25 protein-coding genes are annotated in these 23,257 nt (G+C 59.1%); 9 read left to right on the top strand and 16 right to left on the bottom strand.

Going from position 1 to position 23,257, the window contains the following annotated elements; translation table 11 throughout:
* Nucleotides 1-34: 34 nt before the first annotated feature.
* Nucleotides 35-592, bottom strand: coding sequence for a hypothetical protein (locus FJU08_RS07070; protein ID WP_141148282.1), 558 nt, complete (start codon nt 590-592; stop codon nt 35-37).
* Between the two features lie 197 nt (nt 593-789).
* Between FJU08_RS07070 and thrC the strand changes: the two genes are divergently transcribed.
* The 4 genes from thrC to FJU08_RS07050 all read left to right on the top strand — a co-directional run bounded on the left by thrC (nt 790) and on the right by FJU08_RS07050 (nt 7,096).
* Nucleotides 790-2,190 carry a threonine synthase gene (gene thrC / locus FJU08_RS07065; protein ID WP_141148281.1) on the top strand — a complete coding sequence of 467 codons (1,401 nt, stop codon included), beginning with the start codon at nt 790-792 and terminating at the stop codon, nt 2,188-2,190.
* Nucleotides 2,191-2,208: 18 nt separating this feature from the next.
* Nucleotides 2,209-3,507, top strand: a complete 1,299-nt coding sequence (locus FJU08_RS07060; RefSeq protein ID WP_141148280.1) for a M16 family metallopeptidase — start codon at nt 2,209-2,211, stop codon at nt 3,505-3,507.
* Nucleotides 3,508-3,581: 74 nt separating this feature from the next.
* Nucleotides 3,582-4,202, top strand: a complete 621-nt coding sequence (locus FJU08_RS07055; protein ID WP_141148279.1) for a GNAT family N-acetyltransferase — start codon at nt 3,582-3,584, stop codon at nt 4,200-4,202.
* Nucleotides 4,199-7,096, top strand: coding sequence for an EAL domain-containing protein (locus tag FJU08_RS07050; protein ID WP_141148278.1), 2,898 nt, complete (start codon nt 4,199-4,201; stop codon nt 7,094-7,096). The genes FJU08_RS07055 and FJU08_RS07050 overlap by 4 nt, the downstream gene beginning before the upstream one ends.
* Before the next feature lie 160 nt (nt 7,097-7,256).
* Here FJU08_RS07050 and FJU08_RS07045 read toward each other — a convergent pair whose 3' ends face one another.
* Together FJU08_RS07045 and FJU08_RS07040 are read right to left on the bottom strand one after the other, a co-directional pair.
* Nucleotides 7,257-8,300, bottom strand: a complete 1,044-nt coding sequence (locus FJU08_RS07045) for a zinc-binding metallopeptidase family protein (protein WP_141148277.1) — start codon at nt 8,298-8,300, stop codon at nt 7,257-7,259.
* A 124-nt stretch (nt 8,301-8,424) separates the two neighbouring features.
* Nucleotides 8,425-9,072, bottom strand: a complete 648-nt coding sequence (locus FJU08_RS07040; protein ID WP_141148276.1) for a YqgE/AlgH family protein — start codon at nt 9,070-9,072, stop codon at nt 8,425-8,427.
* 102 nt (nt 9,073-9,174) lie between these two features.
* On the opposite strand from FJU08_RS07040, the gene FJU08_RS07035 reads away from it, so the two are divergent.
* The 4 genes from FJU08_RS07035 (at nt 9,175) to FJU08_RS07020 (ending at nt 12,619) form a co-directional block, all read left to right on the top strand.
* The gene (locus FJU08_RS07035; protein ID WP_141148275.1) at nt 9,175-10,017 is read left to right on the top strand and encodes a protein-disulfide reductase DsbD domain-containing protein; all 843 of its coding nucleotides are present in this window, start codon (nt 9,175-9,177) and stop codon (nt 10,015-10,017) included.
* 87 nt (nt 10,018-10,104) lie between these two features.
* Complete coding sequence (locus tag FJU08_RS07030) at nt 10,105-10,815, top strand: phosphodiester glycosidase family protein (RefSeq protein ID WP_141148599.1); 711 nt, start codon at nt 10,105-10,107, stop codon at nt 10,813-10,815.
* Between the two features lie 92 nt (nt 10,816-10,907).
* Nucleotides 10,908-11,393 (top strand): peroxiredoxin, encoded by a 486-nt coding sequence (locus FJU08_RS07025; RefSeq protein ID WP_141148274.1) that lies wholly within the window; start codon nt 10,908-10,910, stop codon nt 11,391-11,393.
* 161 nt (nt 11,394-11,554) lie between these two features.
* A complete protein-coding gene (locus FJU08_RS07020; RefSeq protein WP_141148273.1) occupies nt 11,555-12,619 on the top strand; it encodes a hypothetical protein in 1,065 nt (354 codons plus the stop codon).
* Here FJU08_RS07020 and FJU08_RS07015 read toward each other — a convergent pair whose 3' ends face one another.
* From FJU08_RS07015 to coxB, 13 genes are all read right to left on the bottom strand, one after another.
* A complete protein-coding gene (locus FJU08_RS07015; RefSeq protein ID WP_141148272.1) occupies nt 12,620-12,928 on the bottom strand; it encodes a Dabb family protein in 309 nt (102 codons plus the stop codon).
* 60 nt (nt 12,929-12,988) lie between these two features.
* The gene (gene rnhA / locus FJU08_RS07010) at nt 12,989-13,426 is read right to left on the bottom strand and encodes a ribonuclease HI (RefSeq protein WP_141148271.1); all 438 of its coding nucleotides are present in this window, start codon (nt 13,424-13,426) and stop codon (nt 12,989-12,991) included.
* 2 nt (nt 13,427-13,428) lie between these two features.
* On the bottom strand, nt 13,429-14,391 hold the full coding sequence (locus FJU08_RS07005; RefSeq protein ID WP_141148270.1) for a homoserine kinase: 963 nt from the start codon (nt 14,389-14,391) through the stop codon (nt 13,429-13,431).
* A gap of 4 nt (nt 14,392-14,395) precedes the next feature.
* The gene (gene ispH / locus FJU08_RS07000; protein ID WP_141148269.1) at nt 14,396-15,403 is read right to left on the bottom strand and encodes a 4-hydroxy-3-methylbut-2-enyl diphosphate reductase; all 1,008 of its coding nucleotides are present in this window, start codon (nt 15,401-15,403) and stop codon (nt 14,396-14,398) included.
* A gap of 84 nt (nt 15,404-15,487) precedes the next feature.
* Nucleotides 15,488-16,225 (bottom strand): SURF1 family protein, encoded by a 738-nt coding sequence (locus FJU08_RS06995; RefSeq protein ID WP_141148268.1) that lies wholly within the window; start codon nt 16,223-16,225, stop codon nt 15,488-15,490.
* Nucleotides 16,215-16,595: a DUF983 domain-containing protein gene (locus tag FJU08_RS06990; RefSeq protein WP_141148267.1), complete on the bottom strand. Its 381-nt coding sequence runs from the start codon at nt 16,593-16,595 to the stop codon at nt 16,215-16,217. Before FJU08_RS06990 ends, FJU08_RS06995 begins: the two co-directional genes overlap by 11 nt.
* 10 nt (nt 16,596-16,605) lie before the next feature.
* Nucleotides 16,606-16,908, bottom strand: coding sequence for a GNAT family N-acetyltransferase (locus FJU08_RS06985; protein ID WP_141148266.1), 303 nt, complete (start codon nt 16,906-16,908; stop codon nt 16,606-16,608).
* A gap of 26 nt (nt 16,909-16,934) precedes the next feature.
* On the bottom strand, nt 16,935-17,813 hold the full coding sequence (locus FJU08_RS06980; protein WP_141148265.1) for a cytochrome c oxidase subunit 3: 879 nt from the start codon (nt 17,811-17,813) through the stop codon (nt 16,935-16,937).
* Nucleotides 17,814-17,902: 89 nt separating this feature from the next.
* The gene (locus FJU08_RS06975; RefSeq protein ID WP_141148264.1) at nt 17,903-18,499 is read right to left on the bottom strand and encodes a cytochrome c oxidase assembly protein; all 597 of its coding nucleotides are present in this window, start codon (nt 18,497-18,499) and stop codon (nt 17,903-17,905) included.
* A 29-nt stretch (nt 18,500-18,528) separates the two neighbouring features.
* Nucleotides 18,529-18,663 (bottom strand): hypothetical protein, encoded by a 135-nt coding sequence (locus tag FJU08_RS23190; protein WP_141148263.1) that lies wholly within the window; start codon nt 18,661-18,663, stop codon nt 18,529-18,531.
* 6 nt (nt 18,664-18,669) lie between these two features.
* Complete coding sequence (locus FJU08_RS06965) at nt 18,670-19,605, bottom strand: heme o synthase (protein ID WP_141148262.1); 936 nt, start codon at nt 19,603-19,605, stop codon at nt 18,670-18,672.
* 59 nt (nt 19,606-19,664) lie between these two features.
* Complete coding sequence (ctaD, locus tag FJU08_RS06960; RefSeq protein WP_141148261.1) at nt 19,665-21,320, bottom strand: cytochrome c oxidase subunit I; 1,656 nt, start codon at nt 21,318-21,320, stop codon at nt 19,665-19,667.
* A 17-nt stretch (nt 21,321-21,337) separates the two neighbouring features.
* A complete protein-coding gene (coxB, locus tag FJU08_RS06955) occupies nt 21,338-22,237 on the bottom strand; it encodes a cytochrome c oxidase subunit II (RefSeq protein ID WP_141148260.1) in 900 nt (299 codons plus the stop codon).
* A 454-nt stretch (nt 22,238-22,691) separates the two neighbouring features.
* Between coxB and FJU08_RS06950 the strand changes: the two genes are divergently transcribed.
* A complete protein-coding gene (locus FJU08_RS06950) occupies nt 22,692-23,237 on the top strand; it encodes an invasion associated locus B family protein (RefSeq protein WP_141148598.1) in 546 nt (181 codons plus the stop codon).
* The last annotated feature ends 20 nt before the right edge of the window (nt 23,238-23,257 follow it).

Below are 23,257 nucleotides of genomic sequence, written 5' to 3'. Positions count from 1 at the left end.
AAATGCGCTGTCTGATGGTCCTGAATGAAGAGGATTACTTGCCGACGCCAACATAGATGCGGGCAAGCGGCCCGGCGGTCGGCGGCAATGACAGATCTGTCTTCTTGAAGATGAACTGCGTCGACAGCGTGTCGGCGGGCAAGTCCACCGGCTGCGTCACGACCTGGTCATAGAAGGTGGTCTTGCTGTCCTTCATCACAACGTGGATCGGAACATTGATGGTTCCGGCCTTCGCCTTCGGGCCGCCGACAATGCGGCCCTGAACCGCGATATTGGGCGAAAGCGCCTCGCCTGCCTGCGCAACATCGCAGCTGCGGATATAGGCCCCCAGCGAGACCTGATAGACGAGATCCTCAGGCTTGGACGAGCTGGCCGGGGAATAGACCCGGATGAAGGCATGGTCATCATCAAGCATGACCGGCGGGCAGATGCGCGCCAGCGCCGTGAGGTTGACGCCAGCCGTAACGGTTTCGGCAGGTTTGGCTTCAGGTTCAGCCTGTTTCGTGGTGGAGCAGGCCACAAGTGCTGGAAGGACCAGCACCGCCGCGAAACGGCTCATGGAGCGACTTGGCACGACAAACATCCCTTTCATCGGTTCATTCCGGTAAGCAGGGCTTTTCAACCCAATCCGCTTTGGTCTATATCAGCGCCCGCAGCAAAAATCGATTGTCTCTCGCATTACAGGCGTAAGACCGTTACCAAAACCAGATCTCACATGGTAGCAGCAGGAAAAAAGCGGCACCAGTTAGGCAGGATCAGGTAAACGTGGCAAGCACGAAGGGGTTGTCCGTGGAATATGTTTCAACGCGGGGCGAAGCCCCCTCACTGAAGTTTTCCGATGCGCTTCTCGCAGGCCTTGCCACCGATGGCGGCCTTTATCTGCCGGAGCATTTTCCGCAGTTTTCTGCCGAAGATATCCGGGCGCTGCGCGGCAGGCCCTATTGTGAGATCGCCTTTGCCGTCATCAAGCCCTTCATCGATGGTGAAATCGCCGATGACGTGCTGAAGGCGATGATCGACGATGCCTACGCGACCTTCCGTCACGCAGCCGTCGCGCCCCTCGTCCAGAGCGGTGAAAACACCTTCATCCTCGAATTGTTCCACGGCACGACGCTCGCCTTCAAGGATGTGGCGATGCAGCTTCTGGCGCGGCTGATGGATCATGTGCTTGCCGAGCGTGGCGAGCGCGCAACCATTGTCGGCGCCACGTCCGGTGATACCGGGGGGGCGGCAATCGATGCCTTTGCCGGTAGCGCGCGCACCGATATCTTCATCCTCTTCCCGCATGGCAAGGTATCTCCGGTCCAGCAGCGGCAGATGACGACCTCGAAAGGCGAAAATGTGCATGCTCTGGCGATTGAAGGCGATTTCGATGATTGCCAGAACCTCGTCAAGGCGATGTTCAATGACGCGCCCTTCCGCACCGGCATCAAGCTTTCGGGAGTGAATTCGATCAACTGGGCCCGCATCATGGCCCAGATCGTCTATTATTTCACCGCCTCGCTCTCGCTTGGCGCACCGGATCGCGAAATCGATTTCACCGTTCCGACTGGCAATTTCGGTGATATCCTTGCCGGCTATGTTGCCAAGCGCATGGGACTGCCGGTCGGCCGCCTGGTGATCGCAACCAATGCCAATGACATTCTGGCGCGCACGCTTGCCACCGGCCGTTATGAGATGCGCGGTGTCGCCGCGACCACCTCGCCATCGATGGATATCCAGATCTCGTCCAATTTCGAACGACTGCTGTTTGAAGCTGGCGGTCGTGATGCCGATGCGGTTCGCCGCGCCATGGCAAGCCTGAAACAATCAGGCGCCTTTGACATCGAAGCCGATACCCTGACAGAAATTCGGAAGGACTTTGCCGCCGGCCGCGCCGGTGAAGATGAAGTGAAGGGGGAGATCGCCCGCACGCTGAAGGAGACGGGCTATCTCGCGGACCCGCATACAGCCGTTGGTCTTTACGTTGCACGCCAGTATATGCGCTCCGAAAACCCCATGGTGGTGCTCTCCACCGCCCATCCCGCAAAATTCCCGGCCGCAGTAAATTCCGCTTGCGGTATTGACCCGGCGCTTCCGTCATGGCTTGCTGATCTGATGGACAGGGAGGAGCAGTTCCATGTCCTTTCCCCGAACCTCGAAGAGGTCGAGAGTTATATCCGTGCGTCCGCGCGGGTCGGACGTTCATAACGAGGAAAGCAGGTACGCATGACCGTAGAGTACACCCGGCTTCCATCCGGGTTGACGATCGTAACCGAGAACATGCCGCATATCGAAAGCGTCGCTCTCGGCGCGTGGATCAAATCCGGAGCGCGCAATGAACTTGAAAACGAGCACGGTATCGCCCACCTGCTCGAACATATGGCGTTCAAGGGAACGAACCGGCGTTCTGCCAGGCAGATTGCCGAGGAGATCGAAAATGTCGGAGGAGAGGTCAACGCCGCGACATCGACGGAGACAACGTCCTATTATGCCCGCGTATTGAAGGATCACCTTCCGCTGGCGGTGGACATCCTTGCCGATATTCTGACCGATTCCCTCTTCGACCCGGAAGAGCTGGCGCGTGAGAAAAACGTCATCATGCAGGAGATTGGCGCTGCCAATGATATTCCTGACGATGTCGTCTTCGACAATTTTGCCGGTGCTGCCTTCCGCGATCAGACGATTGGCCGGCCGATCCTCGGCACACCGGACACGGTGATGGCCTTCCAGCCTGACGATATCCGCCGCTACATGGCCCGCAATTACACCACTGACCGCGTTTTCATCGTCGGCACTGGCGCGATTGATCATGACGCCTTCGTCCGTGAGATCGAGATCAAGTTCGACAGCCTGCCGCGCCAGCCGGCAACGCCGCCCTTCATGGAAGAGGCTTCCTATACCGGCGGTGATGTTCGTATTTCGCGTGATCTTTCCGATGCACAGGTGATTCTCGGCTTCGAGGGTCCCGCCTATCACGCCCATGATTTCTATTGTTCACAGATCCTGGCCAATGTGCTCGGCGGTGGCATGTCATCGCGCCTGTTCCAGGAAGTACGTGAGATTCGCGGCCTCTGCTATTCGGTCTACGCCTTCCATTGGGGCTTTTCCGATTCGGGCGTCTTCGCCGTTCACGCCGCCACCGGCGGAGAACAGCTGACCGAACTGGTGCCGGTCGTGATCGACGAATTGCATCGCGTCGCCGAAAGCGTCGACCGTTCGGAGATCGACCGCGCCCGCGCCCAGATCCGCGCGCAGCTGCTGATGGGCCAGGAAAGTGCTGCCGCCCGTGCCGGCCAGATCGCCCGTCAGATCATGCTTTGGGGACGACCGATCCCGAATGAGGAAATGATGATGCGGCTGGAGAATATCACACCGCGTCGCCTCACCGACCTTGCCGGCCGCACCTTTTACGACACGCGTCCGACGATTTCCGCGATCGGTCCGATCGGGCAGCTCGCGCCGATTGATGACATCATCCACAATCTTTCGTTCCGGGAACGAAGGAAGGCATCGGCGGGGCTTTGAAACGGGTATGCAGTGCGCAAAGACGTCAGTGACGCCGGTGAAGGGGAGCCTTCCGCGCAAGCGGAAGTGATCCGATGCTGCAGCCGTTTCTAAGCCCGAAGGCGCTCAGACGTCGCAGCTTCGCACTGCATTCGAATACGCATTTTCTGCGCCTGCCGCGTGTATCGGATTTTGCTGAATGGAGCGCGTTGCGCACGCGCGGCCGCGCTTTCCTGCAGCCATGGGAACCGCTGTGGAATGTGCAGGACATGACCGAACCCGCTTTCCGCCAGCGGGTTCACCGTGTAAACCGCGATTTCGATGCCAATACAAGCATTCAGCTTTTCATCTTCCTGAAGGAAACCGAAACACTTGCTGGTGGTATTACCATCGGCCTCATCCAGCGCGGCGTGGCGCAGAAATGCACACTTGGATATTGGATGGGCGAAGAATTTGCCGGCCAAGGTCACATGTTTGCCGCACTCAGCCTTGTAATACCTTACATCTTCAACGAAATGCGATTGCACCGGATCGAGGCAGCCTGCATTCCAACCAATGAACGCAGCGCCCGATTGCTGCAAAAAGCCGGCTTCAATCAGGAAGGGCTGCTACGCGAATATTTGCGTATCAATGGTGTCTGGCGAGATCATCATCTTTATGCTCTTCTCGCCGACGACTGGAACAAGACAAAAAAAGGGACCGAAAGCCAGACATGACGCCACGCCCCACGCTTCGTTCCAGACTGCTTGTGCTGGTCACTCTGCTGTTTGCGGTTATCTTCCTGCAAGGAACCGCAGCACTGGCTGCCGAGCCGGTCGAGGTATCGCGCGGAGATGTGGCGATCGATCTCACCAACAATGTTGATATTTATGACAATCAGGGCGAAACCTTCCAGGTCTCTACCGCGCCTGATCCGAACGGTATCCGGCGCCGTATCGAGGTTCGCGCAACCAATGGCAACCATCTGGGTGACTGGGCCGTGTTCTCGCTGGCCAATGTGTCTGACGAGCAGATCGACCGGGTTATCGTTGCCCCGCATTTCCGTCTGCCCGGCTCTCGCCTGTTCTGGCCGGATCTCGGCTCGGAACGCGTGGTTGCCATCACGCCCAGTGAAGGCTTCACGCTTGAGCGGCAGGACAGCGACGATGCCGATGTGTTCCGGATCACGCTCAATCCCGGTTCGGTCGTCACCTTCGTAGCGGAACTGGCAAGCCCGACCCTGCCGCAGCTCTATCTCTGGCAGCCGGATGAATATAAGGATACCGAAAACGCCTTCACCCTGTATCACGGTATTGTTCTCGGCATTGCCGGGCTTCTGGCGGTTTTCCTGACCATCCTCTTTGTCGTCAAGGGAACATCCATGCTGCCTGCGACGGCCATGCTGGCCTGGTCCGTGCTGCTCTACGTCGCCATCGATTTCAGTTTTCTCGAAAAGCTCATACCGTTAACACCAACGGATGAGCGAATATGGCGCGCTTCAGCGGATGTGGCGGTCGCGTTCAGCCTTGTTGTCTTCCTATTCACCTATCTCAATCTGTCGCGCTGGCATGTCCATCTCGGCTATGCGACTGCAGCCTGGGGCCTGGCGGTGATGGCGCTTTTCGGCGTCGCCATCTTCGATCCGTCTGTTGCCACCGGCATCGCCCGGATTTCCTTTGCCACCACCGTGGCGCTCGGCACCATGCTGATCATCTATCTGAGCGCCCGCCGCTATGACCGCGCCATCCTGTTAATGCCCGCCTGGGCGCTGATCATCGCCTGGCTTTTCGCCGGCTGGCTGACGGTGACAGGGCGCATTGACAATGACATTGTCCAGCCTGCCCTTGACGGTGGCCTTGTGCTGATCGTGCTGCTGCTTGGCTTCACGGTGATGCAGCATGCCTTTGCCGGCGGCGCCTACCAGTCCGGGCTGTTTTCCGATCTCGAACGTCAGGCGCTGGCGCTGATCGGCGCCGATGGCACCGTCTGGGACTGGGATGTCGCCCGCGACCGGATTGTCACGGAACCCGATTTCTCCACAAAGCTCGGCCTGACTGCAGGCATGCTCAGCGGGCCGGCGCGCTCCTGGTTGCCGCTGCTGCATCCCGATGACCGCGACATGTTCCGCTCCACGCTGGACATGCTCCTGGAATGGCGGCGCGGACGGCTGAAACTGGAGTTTCGCATCCGCGCCGATGACGGCCACTATCACTGGCTTTTGATCCGCGCCCGGCCGGTGCTGAGCGCAAATGGCGAAGTCGTGCGCTGCGTCGGCACGTTGACCGATCTGACCGAGTTCAAGGCCAGCAGCCAGCGCCTGCTTCAAGATGCTGTGCAGGACAATCTGACCGGCCTCGTCAACCGGCCTGTCTTCCTGGACCGGCTGAAATCCGTCATGACCATCTCCGACAGCGTCTCTTCACTTCAGCCAACCGTTATCGTTGCCGATATTGACCGCTACAGCGACATCAATGACACGCTTGGTATCGCTGCTGGCGATAATATTCTGATCGCGCTCACGCGGCGCATGCAGCGGCTGATGAAGCCGGAAGACACGCTGGCCCGCCTCTCCGGCAACAGTTTCGCAATCATCCTCCTGTCAGAAAATGATCCGGTGCGGATCGCCGAATTCACCGACGGACTGACCGCCGCCATTGCCATGCCGGTCTATTTCGGCGAGCGTGACATCCAGCTGACCGCTTCGATCGGCATTGCCTCCTGGCATGACGAGCATGAAGATGCCGAGAGCTTCCTTGAGGATGCCCGCCTTGCCATGTACCGCGCCAAGCGCGCCGGCGGCAACCGGGTCGAGACTTTCAAGCCTTCCTTCCGCATGTTCGGCGCGGAACGCCTGCAGATCAAAACCGATCTCGGCCATGCCATTGAACGCAGCGAGATGAATGTGCTCTATCGGCCCATTGTCCGGCTCGACAGTTTCGCCGTTGCAGGCTTTGAATGCCAGCTGCGCTGGCAGCATCCGCGCCGCGGCGAAATTGCCGCCGGCGAAGTTGAAACCATGGCCGCCGAGGCTGGCCTCATGCCGGATCTTATTCTTTTCACCCTGAAACAGGCGCTGGCGGATCTGGCGGCCATTCAAGGTGCGATACCGGGCGCCAGAGCCTTTGTCTCGATCGATCTGGCAACCAAGGATATGTTGCGGACCAGCACGCTCAACGAGATTGAAAGCATGGTTCGCCGTTCCGGCCTGTCACCGCGCCAGCTCATGCTGACCATGCCGGAAAACATCATCCTTGAAGCGCCGGAACAGGCCCGCCGTTCGCTCGAGCAGCTGCGTGCCATCGGGATCGGCCTCGGCCTTGACCGGTTCGGAAACGGCTATGGCTCGCTGTCCTTCCTCAATGGTTTTCCTTTTGATTTTGTCCGGGTGGACCATGGGCTTTTCGACCGGGAAACCGAGGACAGTTACGAGCTGACCAGGGCCTTTGTCGAACTGGCGGAGAAGATGGGCATCCGCGTCAGCATTCTTGATGTGAAGACCGAGACGCAGGCGCGCGGCTTGTCAGACGCCGGCTGCGCCTTTGCCCAGGGGCCGCTTTATGGCCCCGCCGTCCGCGCCAGCCAGGCCCTGCGCCTGCTGCGTGACCGCGACAGCTATCACGCAGCGGAATAACGCCTCAGCCACAGCAAGACGTGCTGACCGGCTGAGCCGCGAAAGGACTAGGATCGCGGCTTTCCAGTCGCAAGCGCGTGCAGACAAAGCAACGGAGTATCATTAGGGCTGAAGCGCGCGGTACCGCGTCTTGTGCGGCATTGTCTTGCCGCGCCTGCGCCTATGCTGCTTTCGGCAGAAGCATGCTGATGTAGTCAAGCTTACCGACAATGTCCGGCGTCAGCACGAAGGGATAGAAATCATTCTCACCCATGCTGCGATGGATGGCGTTCATGGCAAGTGTCAGCGGCACCCACGCGGCCGCCAGACTGGCCGCATCATGACAGAGATAGGGGTCCCCCATGGGCGCTTCAGCGCCATCAACGGACAGGCCGAAAGCCTGCGCCGTTTCCAGCGTGTCAACGATATGCAAGAGATGGGCAAAGCTTTCCGCGAAATCCTCCCATGGGTGGGTCGTCGCATAGGCGCTGACAAAATGTTCCTGCCAGCCCGGTTGCGGGCCATGCTGATAGTGCCGCTCAAGCGCGGCTGAATAGTCTTCGCGTTCATCGCCGAAGACGGCGCGAAATCCGGCAAAGCCATCGCGATCGCGAACCAGCCTGTCCCATACATAATGCCCGACTTCGTGGCGAAAATGCCCGAGCAGCGTGCGATAGGGCTCGTCCATCTGGTTGCGGGCGATTTCCCGCATAACGTCATCCGCTTCCGCCGCTCGCAGCGAGATCACGCCGTTATCGTGGCCGGTCATGGCCGGCGTGACCGAGCCATCCTGACTGACGCTATCCTCAAGGAAATCGAAAACCAGACCGCCGTCCGGCTCCTCTGCCAGCGTTGGCGTTAGAATTCTGAAACGCATCAGCGAGTAAAACAGATGCCGCTCGGCTGCGGTGATCTGCTTCCAGCGCGTCAGCCCTTCTGCTGTGGCGATGTCGGGCATCAGCCGGTTGTGGCGGCAGGCATGGCAATAGACGTCAGCCCCCTCACACGGAACCAGCCAGTTACACACCCCGGCACCGGCATTGGCGCAGAAGCGGAACAGGCCCCCGCCAACAGACCGGCTCCGCCACAGTGCCTCCGCTTCACCTTCCAGTGCATGCATGCGCATCTCCTGAGGATCGAACCCCAGGCGATGGCCGCAGGCAACACAGTTTTGATTGTCGAAATAAACCGTCTGACCGCAATGGTCACAGGAAAAAAGTTTCATTGCTCCTCGCTTACCCCTCGCGCGGCATTGCCGGAGCCCCAGGTTCGCCCGTGCCGCAAGAATACGTTTACAAAACGCATTTCCTGCCGCGCAGGTTCCTTGAACGGCTGCAAGGAGTTCGGCTTCAGGCGTGGCCGATCTTGCTTGAAAGCAGTGAGGGCTCAACCCCCATGGTGAGCAGGGCACGCTCATATTTGCTGTCAAGATCATCATCAAAAATGATGCTGTCGGTTGCCGGGCAGGTCAGCCAGTCATTATTGGCGATTTCCGCCTCCAGCTGTCCCGCTCCCCAGCTGGCATAACCGAGATAGAGAGCGGCCCGCTCAGGTCCCCGCCCCTCGGCAATGCCGCGCAATACGTCCAGCGTTGCCGTCAGGCACAGATCGTCACTCACCGGAATACTCGTCTCGCAGGCATAGTCATCCGAATGCAGCACAAAGCCGCGGCCACGCTCCACCGGGCCGCCAAACTGAACCTTGAAATCCGCGATATGACGCGGCAGACCCTTCGCCTGATCACCATCCATCAGCTTGACCTGGGCCAGGACCTCCGAGAAAGAGACATCAAGTACACGATTGAGAACAAAGCCCATCGTTCCTTCCGGTGAATGGGCGCAGATATAGACAACGCTGCGCTGAAAATTATCATCTTCCAGCTGTGGCATCGCGATGAGAAACTGGCCGTCGAAGGGGCCGCGTTCGCGTCGGGTCGTCAAATTTGTCAGCACATGCGCCTCCAGACCGTTTCTCTTTGGGTTATTTGAAATGCTCATATCTTAAAGTATGGCGTGCCTCACGCGATGTTCAACTCAATTTGTCCTTAAAATAATGCACACAGAGTGGCAGAAAACAAAAGTGCACTGTAAACGATCGCGATGAAAAAAAATCTTGTCCTCCGCTTATCCTCGACCTTCTGCCTGTGTTTAGCCGCAGCCGCACCTGCTTTTGCCGCACCGACCGACTGGGTCTCGGATGCTGGCGGAAGGGCGCGAATTATCGTTTTACCGCCGGAACAGGACGGCACGATCCGTGCCGCCTTGCAGGTTGAACCGGAGCCCGGCTGGATCACCTATTGGCGCGAGCCGGGCGACAGCGGCATTCCGCCCAGCGTGACAGTCACCGGCAGCGACGGCGCTGCGCTTCAGCAGATCGATTTCCCCGTCCCCGAAAAACTCAATATCGCCGGCGGCTGGGATATGGGCTATAACGCACCGGTCACCTTTCCGCTGACACTCACCGCTGACGCCGGCACGCTGCCATCCCTTGATGTTTCTGTCTTTCTGGGGCTTTGTCACGATATCTGCATTCCCTTCCAGGCCGATTTCAACATTGCGCCGGACAGCGAAAGCTACAGCGCAACGCCGGTGCTGCAGGCCATCATGGCTGCCGCCAGGAGCACCCTTCCGGAAAACCCCTCCGCCGATTTTGCGGTGAAAAGCGCAACGCTTAAGGACAGTTCCATCGCCATCGCTCTGGTGATGCCGAACGCCGGAAACGCAACGCTACCTCAGCTTATCCTCGCCAATTCGAAAGGCTTTGTCATCGAAGCGCCAGACGGCATATGGGGTGATGATGGCCAATATCGCGTCACGATACCACTCACCGACATCCCCTCCCCCTTCAAGGCTGATGATGGCGCATGGCAACTGCTTGCCAAGAGCGACGGACGGGCGATGGAAGCTGCGTTTTCGCTGACGCAAGCACCGCAACAGAACTGAAATCCGGGCCTGAGGGACGATCGCATGGCGAGGACCTGGCACTTCAACCAATCGGCATGGCTGGCGGGATGGCTCGGCTTTCTGACCATGCTGCTAGTCGGTGTCACACCGGCCAAGGCGGCATGCGACAATGAGCGCTACAACGGCCTTGACTACATCGTCTGCACCTTTGATCCGGCAAGCGATGATATCAGGCTTTTCAGTCTCGACGCCGGAGGCATGCCCTATCGGTCTTTCAACAATGTCGAAAAAGTGCTTTCGTCTCAAGGGTTTGAGCTCGCCTTTGCCATGAATGGCGGCATGTTTGACGATGATGGCAAGCCGATCGGGCTCTATGTCGAAAACGGCGTTCAGTCGAAACCCGCTTCGACACGCAAAGGCTATGGCAATTTTCATCTGCTGCCAAACGGTGTTTTTGCCCTTGGCGGCGGCAAGGCCGTGGTCGAGGAAACCCGAGCCTATCTTGCCTCCGGATTCAAAGCCGATTTTGCCACGCAATCAGGTCCGATGCTGGTCATTGACGGCAAGCTTCACCCGCGGTTTCTGCCTGACAGCGACAGCTTCAAGCGCCGCAATGGCGTCGGCGTTAATGCCGATGGCAAGCTCGTCTTTGTGATCTCGCGCCAGGCGGTACGCTTTTACGATTTCGCGCTCGTCTTCCGCGATGACCTTGGCTGCGACAATGCGCTGTTTCTCGATGGCACGATCTCGAGCCTCTATGCGCCAGAGCTCGGCCGCAACGACCGGCTGTTTCCGCTCGGCCCGATCATCGGTGTTGTAACCGCAGCAAAGGAATGACACGAGATCGCCGCGAATGCCCGCTTGTTTTTAGCAGGACGCAATTCTAGACTCCGCTCAGCAGTTTTTCATAACCGAAAAGGATTGAAGCGATGGCAATCGCAATTGGAGACACTCTTCCCGACGTCACGCTGATGGAAAAGACCGAAGACGGGCCGGTCAAGCTTTCCAGCAGCGAGGTTTTCAAGGGCAAGCGGACTGTCCTGTTTGCCGTGCCGGGCGCGTTCACCCCGACATGCTCTTTGAACCACCTGCCGGGCTATCTGGAAAACTACGATGCGATCCTGGCACGCGGCGTTGATGAAATCGCCGTGATTTCCGTCAACGACGCCTTCGTCATGGGCGGTTGGGCGAAAGCAACCGGCGGTGAAGGCAAGATCCGCTTCCTCGCCGATCCCGATGGCGCCTTCACCAAGGCCATCGGCATGGAACTCGACCTTTCCGGCGGCGGACTCGGCATCCGCTCCAAGCGCTTCTCCATGCTGCTTGAAGACGGCGTGGTCAAGCAGCTGAATGTCGAGGAAAATTCCGGCCAGGCAACGGTTTCGGCCGCTGCCACCATTCTCGGCCAACTTTGAATGAGACGCGGCGGCCCGTGAAGAAGGGCCGCCGTCGCCATTGGCAAGCCCGCCGCTTTTTGCCTATAACATTTGAATAAGGGACAGGGGCAATCGACGGGCCACGCATGACAGTGCGATCCATCAGAGAAACGCTACGGACAGCAAAGGTCAAGCGCAGCTTGGCAGCCGGACTTGCCGCCGTTCTTGTGATTTCCGCACCCTATGTCGTCCCCAACGGGATCGAGACCTTTCAGCTCATTGCCGCGCGTGAGGATCCGGTGAAATTCGCCGATATCCGCCTGGCCCGCCTCACGCCCGCCGATTATGAAACCGCCATTGACGCGGCACTTCAGGACGGCGACACCGACCTTGCGGCAAGCCTTGTTGATCTGGCAGACCAACGCGATGTCATGCTTCCCGGCAGTCTTCTCGACCGGGTTGACACCGAAACGGCGGGGAAAAGCGGGCTCTCCTACCAGCTCGGCGAAATCTGGAACGGCGCGATCACCGGCAAGGCCGACAGCGCAGCAGGGCTTGCAGGCGCAGTAGCGCTTGATTTCACCACTATCGGCGATGTCCGTGACATTCTCATGCAGGGCGAGGCCTATCTCAATGGCGAACATTTCGACCCGCTGATCCTCGGCCTGTCCATTGCCGGCCTGACGATGACCGGCGCGGTCATGCTCTCGGTGGGTACAGCCTCGCCGCCACGGCTCGGCGTTGCCGCCATCAAGGCGGCTGGCAAGGCAGGCAAGATCAACAAATCGCTGCTGAAATCCTTTGCGCGGCTTTCCACCAGAACCGTCAACACCAAGGCGCTTGGCGAGACGCTGCCGCTGCTGAAGGCCGGAGATTTCTCGCGCGCCAGCAAGGTGGCCACTGGTGCCTTCAATGCTGCACCGCTTTCCACCATGCAGAAATCCGCAACAGAACTCGGTACGGTGATGACCAAGAACGGTGTGCGCGCCGGGACCGACGTGCTGAAGATTGCCGACAAACCGGCCGATATTGCCAAGCTTGGCAAATTATCCTCCGGCTTCAGCAAGAGGTTCCGCGCGGTACTGGCCCTGCTCGGCTCCGGCGCCATTGCCGGTTTCGGCTGGGTGACGGCGGCGGCCGGATGGAGCGCGACCTTCCTGACCTGGCTGGCAGGGGCCGCCTGGTTCGGCTTCAGGGCCATCCGCTTATCCTGGCGGTTTGCGCTTCTGCCGCTGGGCCGGATGCTTGCCCGCAGCCTTGCCTGATCAGGCCTTCAGATCGAACACCAGAAGACCGGCCGTGCCGCCGACGGCGGCGGCAACGATTTTTGCACCGACCTCCTTATGCGCCGGATGCACCAGATAGGCATCGCGGGCGGCGGCGTCTTCAAAGGTGACGATGAAACCATCATCATAGCCGCAATGGAGCCCCTCCGGTGAGACATTCTCGCCGGCCTTGACCCCGATCATGCCGGGAACAAGCGGCCCCAGCATCTCGATCTCATGATAGATCTCCGCCTTCGCAGCCCGGTCGATTTCCGGCCTGAAGCGGATGAAAACGCAATGCAGTATCATATAGTTCCTCCCCCGACAGTGCCCCCGCACCGTCCGTTTCAACAGATCACACCGACCCGCTTATTTCTTGTAGGGCTCCATGCCCTTGCGCGCCAGCTCATCAGCGCGTTCATTCTCGTCATGGCCGGCATGGCCCTTGACCCAGTGCAGATCGACATCATGCCGGTTTCGTTGTTCCTCCAACGCCTGCCAGAGCTCAACATTCTTGACCGGCTTTTTTGCGGCGGTTTTCCAACCATTTTTCTTCCAGCCATGGATCCACTTGGAAATCCCGTCCTTCAGATAGACGCTGTCGGTATAAAGCGCGACCTTGCAGGGCTCTTTCAGGGCTTTCAGCGATTCAATCGCCGCCATCAGTTCCATGCGGTTATTGGTGGTCTCCGCTTCACCGCCGAAAAGCTCCCGCTCTTTCTCGCCATAACGCAGGATCGCGCCCCAGCCGCCGGGACCGGGATTGCCGGAACAGGCGCCATCGGTAAAAATCTCGACTTCTTTCATGATCACTCCAGCCCGTATTCGCTGGCATGGGCAACCGAGCGATGAAAGCGCGAATAGCGCAGATATTCCAGCGGATCCTTCTTGACCACGAAGGCGCCAGGCGGCGTCATCTGCCAGTCGTAAAGCCGGGTCAGAAAAAACCGCAGCGCCGACCCGCGGCACAGGAGCGGCAGGGCCTCAACCTCGGCATCCGATAGCGGACGCACGCTTTGATAACCGGAAATCAGCGCCCGCGCCTTGGTGACGTTGAAAGCCCCATCCTTCTCAAAGCACCAGGCATTGAGGCAGATCGACAGATCATAGGCGAGAAAATCATTGCAGGCGAAATAGAAGTCGATCAGGCCCGAAAGCTTGTCGCCGATGAAGAAGACATTATCGGGAAACAGATCGGCATGGATCACGCCTTCCGGCAGATCGACCGGCCAGCGATCCTCAAGAAAGGCAAGCTCCTCGGAAATTTCCTGTTCCAGCCCGCTCTGCATCTCATCGGCGCGTGGGCCGGCCTTGTCCCACAGTTCAACCCAGCCCTTCAGCGACAAGGCATTCTCGCGCCGGATGGCAAAATCCTGCCCGGCGAGATGCATTTTCGCCAGCGCCATGCCAAGCTCATGGCAATGTTCAGCGCCGGGCCTTCTCAGCCACATGCCTTCAAGAAAGGAAATCAGCGCCGCCGGACGGCCGCAAAGCCGGCCATAAAGCGCCCCGTCTGCACGCGGCAGCGGCAACGGGCATGACAGGCCGCGATCCGACAGATGCTGCATCAGCCCGAGATAGAAGGGCAGATCGCCCTCATCGACACGCTTTTCATACAGCGTCAGAATCAGCGGTGCGCTGGTGGTGTGCAGCAGGAAATTGGAGTTTTCGACGCCTTCGGCAATGCCCTTGAAGGACAGAAGCTCACCCGCTTCATAGGCTTTGAGGAAGTCCTTGAGATCGACCTCGTTGATTTCGGTATAGACAGCCACAGGATTATTTTCCGTTCACAAAGGCCATATCATCGACGGTCAGTTCGACATCGCGCAGCTCGCGATTGACGAGGAAATGCTCGTCCTCGACCGTCGTCACGGCAAGCTCCACCTTCGCGGCAAAACGTGCCTTGAAGGCCTCGATAATTTCGTTCACGACCACTTCCGGCGCCGAGGCGCCAGCGGAAATGCCAAGCGTTTTGATCGGCCCGATCGCATCAAAATCAAGCTCTGAGGCACGCTGCACCAACATGGAGCGCACAGCACCGGCACGGGACGCCACCTCGACAAGCCGCCTGGAATTGGAGGAATTCGGCGCACCGACAATGATGAAAAGGTCACAGCCCGGAGCGGCGGCCGAAACCGCTTCCTGCCGGTTTGTCGTCGCATAGCAGATCGAATCGGCCGATGGCGGCGTCAGATTCGGAAAGCGCTCGGAGAGTTTCGCAATCACCTCCGCCGTGTCCTGCACCGACAATGTCGTCTGGGTCACATAGCCAAGATTGTCGGGATCTTCCGGCTGATAGGCTTCGGCGTCGGCAACGGTTTCCACCAGCGACACCGCCCCTTGCGGCAATTGCCCCATCGTGCCGATCACTTCCGGATGCCCGGCATGACCAATCAGAATGACATGGCGGCCGAGGCGTTCATGCCGCATGGCCTGCTTGTGAACCTTGGAGACCAGCGGGCAGGTTGCATCAAGATAGAAAAGATTGCGGGTCTGCGCATCGGCGGGCACCGATTTCGGCACGCCATGGGCGGAAAAGACCACCGGCTGATCACGGTGCTCGGCCGGTATCTCATCAAGCTCCTCGACAAAGATTGCGCCCTTCTGCTCCAGCCCCTCGACCACATAGCGATTATGCACGATCTCATGGCGGACATAGACCGGCGCGCCATAACGCTTCAGCGCCAGCACCACAATCTGGATGGCGCGGTCGACCCCGGCGCAGAAACCGCGCGGGCCGCAAAGGCGAATGGTAAGCGCCGGATTTTCGGCTGATGTTGTCATCGGACCTGCCTGGCTTGAATGCTCAATCGGGGACAACCCCGTTCGCAGACACATTTAGACGCAAGACCGGGTGAAAACAACCGTTCAGGACCGCCGTCCCCGCCCGTATAGAAGCGCGACAGTCACAGCGAGCGCGACGGCCAGTCCATACCATGTGATGGCATATTGCAGGTGATCATTGGGAAAGGAAATCCGCGTCACCCCGCCAACCGGAAGGCCACCCGGATTTGGCGCATCATTGGCATCGATGAAGAAGGGCACGGTCTCAGCCGCATCCAGCCCCGCAGCCTGTCGCATGGCCGCAAGGTCCTTCCAGTAAAAGATATTCTGTGCCGGATCATTTTCCGGCACAAGGAAGGATGGCTTTCGTTGCGGCGCTCCCCGCGCCAGACCTGTCACGATGGCCGGACCTGAAACCTCGCCTTCCGCCCTGCTGGCTCTGTTCTTCCGATCGAAGGGGACAAAGCCGCGATTGACGAAAATGGCGCGACCATCTGCCAGCCGCTGCGGCGTGTAGATGTAATAGCCTGACTGGCCTTCATATGTGGCGAAATAGTCCTGCTCGCCATCATGTTCGAAAGTGCCGGAAACCGTGACAGGGCGATATTCGATATCCCCGCCTGTCGCATGAATGGCCTCGATATCAGCCAGCGGCACCGGTGGGGCGGCAAGCCGAGCCTCGATCGTTGCGAGCAGATCCTCCTTCCAGGCGAGACGGCGAAGCTGCCAGTTGCCAAGCAGGATCAGCGACACGAAGGCGATCAGGGCAAGTCCCAGCCCGGCCACCTTCCAGAACCGGCTTCGGACCAGGCTAACGGCCATCGTCCCGCCAGCTCTCGCCCGCCCGGTGATGGAACTGCAGCGCAATCAGCAGCCCCTTGGCAAGCCGCAGGCCGCCAAGCGACAGAAGCACGGCCAGCGGCAGGAAGATGACGGCATGCAGCCAGAGTGGCGGCTGATAGGTGACCTCCGCCCACAGAACCAGGCCGATAACGATGAAGCCGACAATCAGAATGACAAACACGGCGGGACCATCGGCGCTGTCGGCAAAGCCATAGTCAAGCCCGCAGGCCTCACAGCGCGGTTTGAGCGTCAGAAAGCCCGAAAACATGCCGGCCCTGCCGCATTTCGGGCAGCGCCCGGCAAGGCCGGTCGAAAATGGCGAGAGCTTTCCTGTTCCATGCTCCGCCATGCCCCGCCCCTTAAGCCTGTTTGCGGACAGGCCCGCCGGAAATCACATCATCCCATTCGGCATGTTTCAGGCTCTGCGCCTTGAAGAAGGGGCAGAGCGGAAAGATCTTCCAGCCGCCGGCGCGCGCCTCAGCCACGGCGTGTTCGGCAAGCGCCACGCCGACACCGAGGCCGCGCAACGCATCCGGCACGCCGGTATGATCGATGATGATCAGTTTTTCGGAAGCGCGGGAATAATGCATCTCCGCCTCATGACCGTCGACGACGGTGACATAACGCCCACCGGCCGCCGATTTTTCTTCCGAAAACTCCACAATCTCACCTTTCAGGTTTCAAACAGTCAATGTCCGGTCTCCGCCAGCGTCGCACCCCAGCCGCCCCAGATATAGATGGCGAAAAACAGAAACAGCCAGACGACATCGACAAAGTGCCAGTACCAGGCTGCCGCCTCCAGCCCGAAATGCTTCTCCGGCGTGAAGGCTCCGTTGAGTGAACGCATCAGGCAGACGAACAGAAAGATCGTGCCGATGATGACATGCGCCCCGTGAAAGCCGGTCGCCATAAAGAAGGTTGCGCCATAAATGGAGTTCTTGAAGGCAAACGGCGCTTCGAAATATTCAAAGGCCTGCACACAGGTAAACAGAACGCCGAGCAGAATAGTCAGCGTCAGCCCCTGGATGAGGCCCTTGCGGTCGCCCTTCAGCAGCGCACCATGCGCCCAGGTGACCGTTGTTCCCGACAAGAGCAGCACGATGGTGTTGTAAAGCGGGAAATGCCAGGGATCGATGACCGCAATGCCCGCTGGCGGCCAGGTGCCGCCTGTGGCCTCGACGCGCGCCGCCTGAATAGCTTCGCCGGTAAACAACGAGGCATCGAAAAAGGCCCAGAACCAGGCAACGAAGAACATCACCTCCGAGGCGATGAACATGATCATGCCATAGCGCAGATGCAGCGAGACAACAGGCGTGTGATGCCCCTCCTGCCCCTCGCGGATCGTATCCGACCACCAGCCATGCATGACATAGCCGACAACGACGATCCCCATCAGCAGGATCCAGGGCTGCGCCAGTTCCAGCCCCAGAAGCTTGAACGAGCTGCCGCTCAGGTAACGCATGAAACAGACACCGCCAAAGGCGGTCAGAAACACGCCGATGGAGCCGACGAGCGGCCACGGGCTCGGCTCGATAATGTGATAGTCGTGGTTCTTTGCCTCAGCCATCTGTCCCCGTCCCTCTTCTCCTGCCTCTCCCTTAAAAAAGCAGAGTGCGTTGAATTTCCCGGCCTTTCAATCCCCCCGCGCATTTTCTCTCAAAGTGCCGCCGCCGACCGCTCCGGCTTTGCCGCAGCACTCGTGGTACCTGCATGCTCAAAAAAGGTGTAGGACAGTGTCAGAACGCGGATATCCTTGGTCTCCGGCGCGCTGGCAATCGCCGGATCGACGAAGAAAACCACCGGCATGTCGAGTGTTTCGCCCGGCTGCAACACCGTCTCGGTGAAACAGAAACATTCGACCTTGTTGAAATAGGCCCCGGCTGACAGCGGCGTGACATTGAAAATCGCCTGCCCAGTGACCGGCGCCGTTGCGCGATTGACGGCGGTGAAGGAGACCCGGACCGTCTCGCCGATACGCGGATCCACGGATTTCTGATCCGGTGTGAACGACCAGTCGAGGCCCGGTGCCACATTGGCATCGAAGGTCACGCGGATGCGCTTGTCGAGAATGGTGTTGGAATATTGCTCGACCCGCTGGGCCGTGCCGTTATAGCCGGTGACCTGACAGAAGATGCGGTAGAGCGGAACCGCGGCAAAGCTCATGCCGACCATGCCGAAGACAAAGACGAGACACAGGAAAACCACCGCCTGATTGCGGCCCTTCATGCCCTCTTCCGGTGTCTCTCCAGCCATTCTCTCCTCCCTGGCTGCACATTCCCCTTTTACGTCAGTCCGAATTTTATAATGGTGATGATGTAGAACAGCGCCACCAGCCCGGCCAGAACCAGACCCAGCGCGATATTACGCCCGCGCCGGGCCTTTTTCTGATTCTCGTTCAGCCGGACGGTTTCGACCATGTGCCCTCACATCACAAACTGCATCACCGCGCGATCGGCGATCAGCGCGAGGAAGATGGTGAAGAGATAAAAGATGGAGAAGCCGAACAGCTTCTTGGCCGGCACCATTTTCTCGTCCCCCTCCGGCATCCGCCAGACCTTGACGGTGGCATAAACGAAATAGGCGCCCATGACGGTCGCGAAGATCGCATAGACCGGGCTTGCAAGCCCGGTCATGGCGGGCGCCGCACCGGCAACAGCCGTCAGCACAGCATAGACCAGCATCTGCCGCTTGGTCGATTTCTCACCAACGACATTCGGCATCATCGGGATACCGACATCGCCATAATCGCGCATCTTGAACAGCGCCAGCGCCCAGAAATGCGGCGGCGTCCAGAGGAAGGTGATCGAAAACAGGATGATGCTGTCGAGCGAGACATTACCGGTGACGCAGGCCCAGCCGACCATGGGCGGAAAAGCACCGGCCGCACCGCCGATGACGATGTTCTGCGGCGTCGAGCGCTTCAGCCACATCGTATAGATCACGGCGTAATAGAAGATGGTGAAGGCCAGCAGGAAGGCAGCAACCCAGTTGACGGCAAGCCCCAGCACCGCAACCGAAAAGCAGGAAAGCGCAATGCCGAAGGCAAGCGCTTCCGGCCGCGAGACCCGTCCGGCGGGAATGGGACGCTTGGCCGTGCGGCTCATCACCGCATCGATATCGGCGTCGTACCACATGTTCAGCGCGCCCGAAGCTCCTGCGCCAACGGCGATGCAGAGGATCGCGATCAGCCCGATCACCGGATTGATGTGGCCCGGTGCCAGATAGAGACCGGCAAAGGCGGTAAAGACGACCAGCGACATCACGCGCGGCTTCAAAAGCGCGAAATAATCACGCGGTGAGGCCTCGGAAAACCCGATCTCGGCCGATGTCAGCGATGCGTCACTATCGATTACCGTCATTCTTTTCTCTTCAACTCGGTCTCAAAAAGGGCTCTCCCAAACCCCGTATATGGTCTTCGTTACCGGATCCGCGGCAGCTCCGACCACTGATGATAGGGCGGTGGCGATGACAGCTGCCATTCCAGCGTCGTGGCGCCCTCGCCCCACGGATTGGCTCCGGCCACTCTCTTTTTCAAAAAAGCGTCAAGGACGCAATAGAGGAACACGATTACCCCAAAGGCAGAAATGTAGGAACCGATCGAGGACACGAAGTTCCAGCCGGCAAAGGCATCCGGGTAATCGATATAGCGCCGCGGCATGCCGGAAAGCCCGAGGAAATGCTGCGGGAAGAAAACCAGATTCACGCCGATGAACATGATCCAGAAATGGGCGATCGCGAGCCGCTCGTTGTACATGTAGCCGAACATCTTCGGGAACCAGTAATACCAGCCGGCAAAGATGCCGAAGACCGCGCCGAGCGACAGCACGTAATGGAAATGCGCAACCACATAATAGGTATCATGCAGCGAACGGTCGAGACCGGCATTGGCCAGCTGCACCCCCGTGACACCGCCAACGGTAAACAGGAAGATGAAGCCAATGGCCCAGACCATCGGTGCGCGGAAGGAGATCGAGCCGCCCCACATGGTGGCGATCCAGGAAAACACCTTCACCCCCGTCGGCACCGCAATCACCATGGTGGCAAAGACGAAATAGCGCTGGGTCTGCAGCGACAGGCCAACCGTATACATGTGATGGGCCCAGACGATGAAGCCGACCGCGCCGATCGCCACCATGGCATAGGCCATGCCGAGATAACCGAAGACCGGCTTTTTCGAGAAGGTGGCGACAATCTGGCTGATGATGCCGAAGGCCGGCAGGATCAGGATATAGACTTCCGGGTGACCGAAAAACCAGAACAGATGCTGATAGAGGATAGGATCACCGCCGCCATCGGGTGAGAAGAAGGTGGTGCCGAAATTCCGGTCCGTCAGCAGCATGGTGATGCCGCCCGCCAGCACCGGCAGCGACAGCAGCAGCAGGAAGGCTGTTACCAGAACCGACCAGGCAAACAGCGGCATCTTGTGCAGTGTCATGCCGGGCGCGCGCATATTGAGGATCGTGGTGATAAAATTGATCGCGCCAAGGATCGAGGAAATACCGGCCACATGCAGCGCGAAGATCGCCAGATCGACCGCTGGCCCCGGCTGCCCGGTTGTCGAAAAGGGCGGATAGAGCGTCCAGCCGCCGCCGACACCGTAACCGCCCGCCGGCCCTTCAACAAACATCGACAGGATCAGCAGCAAGAAGGCGGGAACCAGCAGCCAGAAGGAAATATTGTTGAGCCGCGGAAAGGCCATGTCCGGCGCGCCGATCATGATCGGGATCATCCAGTTGGCAAAACCGCCGATCAGCGCCGGCATGACCATGAAGAAGATCATGATCAGCCCATGGGCCGTGGTGAAGACGTTGTAGAGGTGCTTGGCCTGATCGATCGCAGCATCGCCGCTGGAGCCGTAGAGCATCGACGCCAGACCGTGGAAGATCTGGATGCCGGGTTCCTGCAGCTCCATGCGCATGGCAACCGACAGCGCGCCGCCGATAATGCCCGCACAGATCGCGAAAATCAGGTAAAGCGTGCCGATATCCTTGTGGTTGGTCGAAAAGAACCACCGCTTGAAAAAGGACGGCTTGTGGTCGGCTGCGTGATCGCCGGTCATGTCTGTTCCTGCCATGCTCGCCTCCCGCACACCTATTCGCTGTCGGCGAGCAGCACCTGGCCCTCGCCTTTCTTGCTGTTGATCGACGCCATCAGCGCCTTGTTGGCGGCATCGATATCCGTCTTTGCCGCCAAGGTCCAGTTTTCGAACGCGTTCTCGCTCACCGCGCGGATCGCTATCGGCATGAAGGCATGGTCCTTGCCGCACAATTCGGAACATTGTCCGTAATAGATCCCTTCCGCTTCCGCACGGAACCAGGTCTCGTTCAGCCGCCCCGGCACGGCATCAATCTTGATGCCAAAGGCAGGCATGGCGAAAGAATGAATCACATCGGTGGGTGCGGCCGTCACCAGCAGGCGCACCGTCTTGCCGACCGGCACCACCATCTCGTTATCCACCGCCAGCAGACGCGGGTAGATGGACCGGTTTTCCTTGCCATATTTCGCGCGCTGATCATCGGCCAGCAGATAGGAGGAATAGGAAATATCGCCATCCTCGATGTCTGGATAATCATAAGACCACAGCCATTGCGTCGCCGTTGCCTTGACTGTGAGGCCGGGATCTTCCGGCATGATCAGCTGATCATCCAGAAGCTTGAAGGAGGGCACGGCAAGAAAAACGAGGATCACCACAGGCAGGATCGTCCAGGCCACTTCCAGCGCGGTATGATGGCTGGTCCGCGAGGCTTCATGACCGCGTCCGGCGCGAAAACGCAAAATAACGAACACCAAAAGCGCCAGCACGAACAGCACCACCGGCACGATGAACCAGAGCGTATAATGCTCGAACCAGCGGATCTGATGCATGATCGGTGAGGCAGCCGGCTGAAGATCCGTCTCCCATGGCTTCGGCTGCGCGGCCCGCGCAAATCCCGCTGCCGAAAGACAGACCAATCCCGCGACGGCGGCAAAAGCCCGGCGCAATACGATCATCTTTCCCTCCTTCAGTTGACCTCAATCAAACCGGGATCGCCATATGACTGCTAGCAAGGTATCCGGGTCAGCAGGCCCAGACAGCATATAGCACAGAAAGGCCATCCCCTGCCTTCTGTCATGCGTCTGTGGCGGCTCCAGCGATCCTGATTTCACGTCCTCCGTCACAATTATGCCATAGCGTGCCGCCATTTGCAGCGTCAAATCGTCTCAGGCCGGATTTTCTGCCCTAAATTGTCCGAACCGATCTGCCACGAACGGCTTTGAAGTCTCCGCCATTCATTGGTAAGACCGTTTTCGCGCAATCGCCATTGCGCCGCATTTCAACAAGTCAGGACGTTTTCGAATCATGGCCAGCCATTCCCGCTTCCCCGCCCGGGCGCTCCCTGCAACAAAAAGCTCAGGCGGACTGCGTGCTGCGCTCACCGGGCTTACGCTCCTTGCTTTGTCCGGCATGGCTTTTGCGCAGGAAAGCACACCGGTTCCCACGCCGGCACCTGGCGAGAATGCCGCCACTGATGCACAGTCCACGCAAAGCCAGCCCCTTTCCGGCACCAACACCACCCAGACCAGCATCGTGAAGGAGAATCACGGTGCCTGGTCGCTGATCTGCGACAAGCCGCCGGGCTCCAGCATCGACCAGTGCGCCCTGATGCAGAATGTCATGGCCGATGACCGTCCCGAGGTCGGCCTGTCGATTGCGGTTCTGAAAACCGCCGACCGCAAGTCGAAACTGCTGCGCGTCCTAACCCCGCTTGGCGTGCTCATTCCCGATGGCATGGGGCTCTATGTGGACGGGAACAATATCGGCAAGGCCTATTTCTCGCGCTGCTATCTCGATGGCTGCTATGTTGAAGTGCAGATCGATGACGACCTGATGAAGGTTCTGCGCAATGGCAAGGAAGCCATTTTCACGCTGCGCTTTTCCGCTGACGAAGACATGATCGGCATCCCGGTGGACCTGACCGGTTTTGCCGAGGGCTATGATGCGCTGCCCTGACACCCTATATGGGTGAGATA

The organism is Martelella alba (assembly GCF_006516955.1).
Lineage (GTDB): Bacteria > Pseudomonadota > Alphaproteobacteria > Rhizobiales > Rhizobiaceae > Martelella > Martelella alba.
Note: the sequence above shows the minus strand (reverse complement) of the source record. Positions and strands in the feature narration are given on the sequence as shown.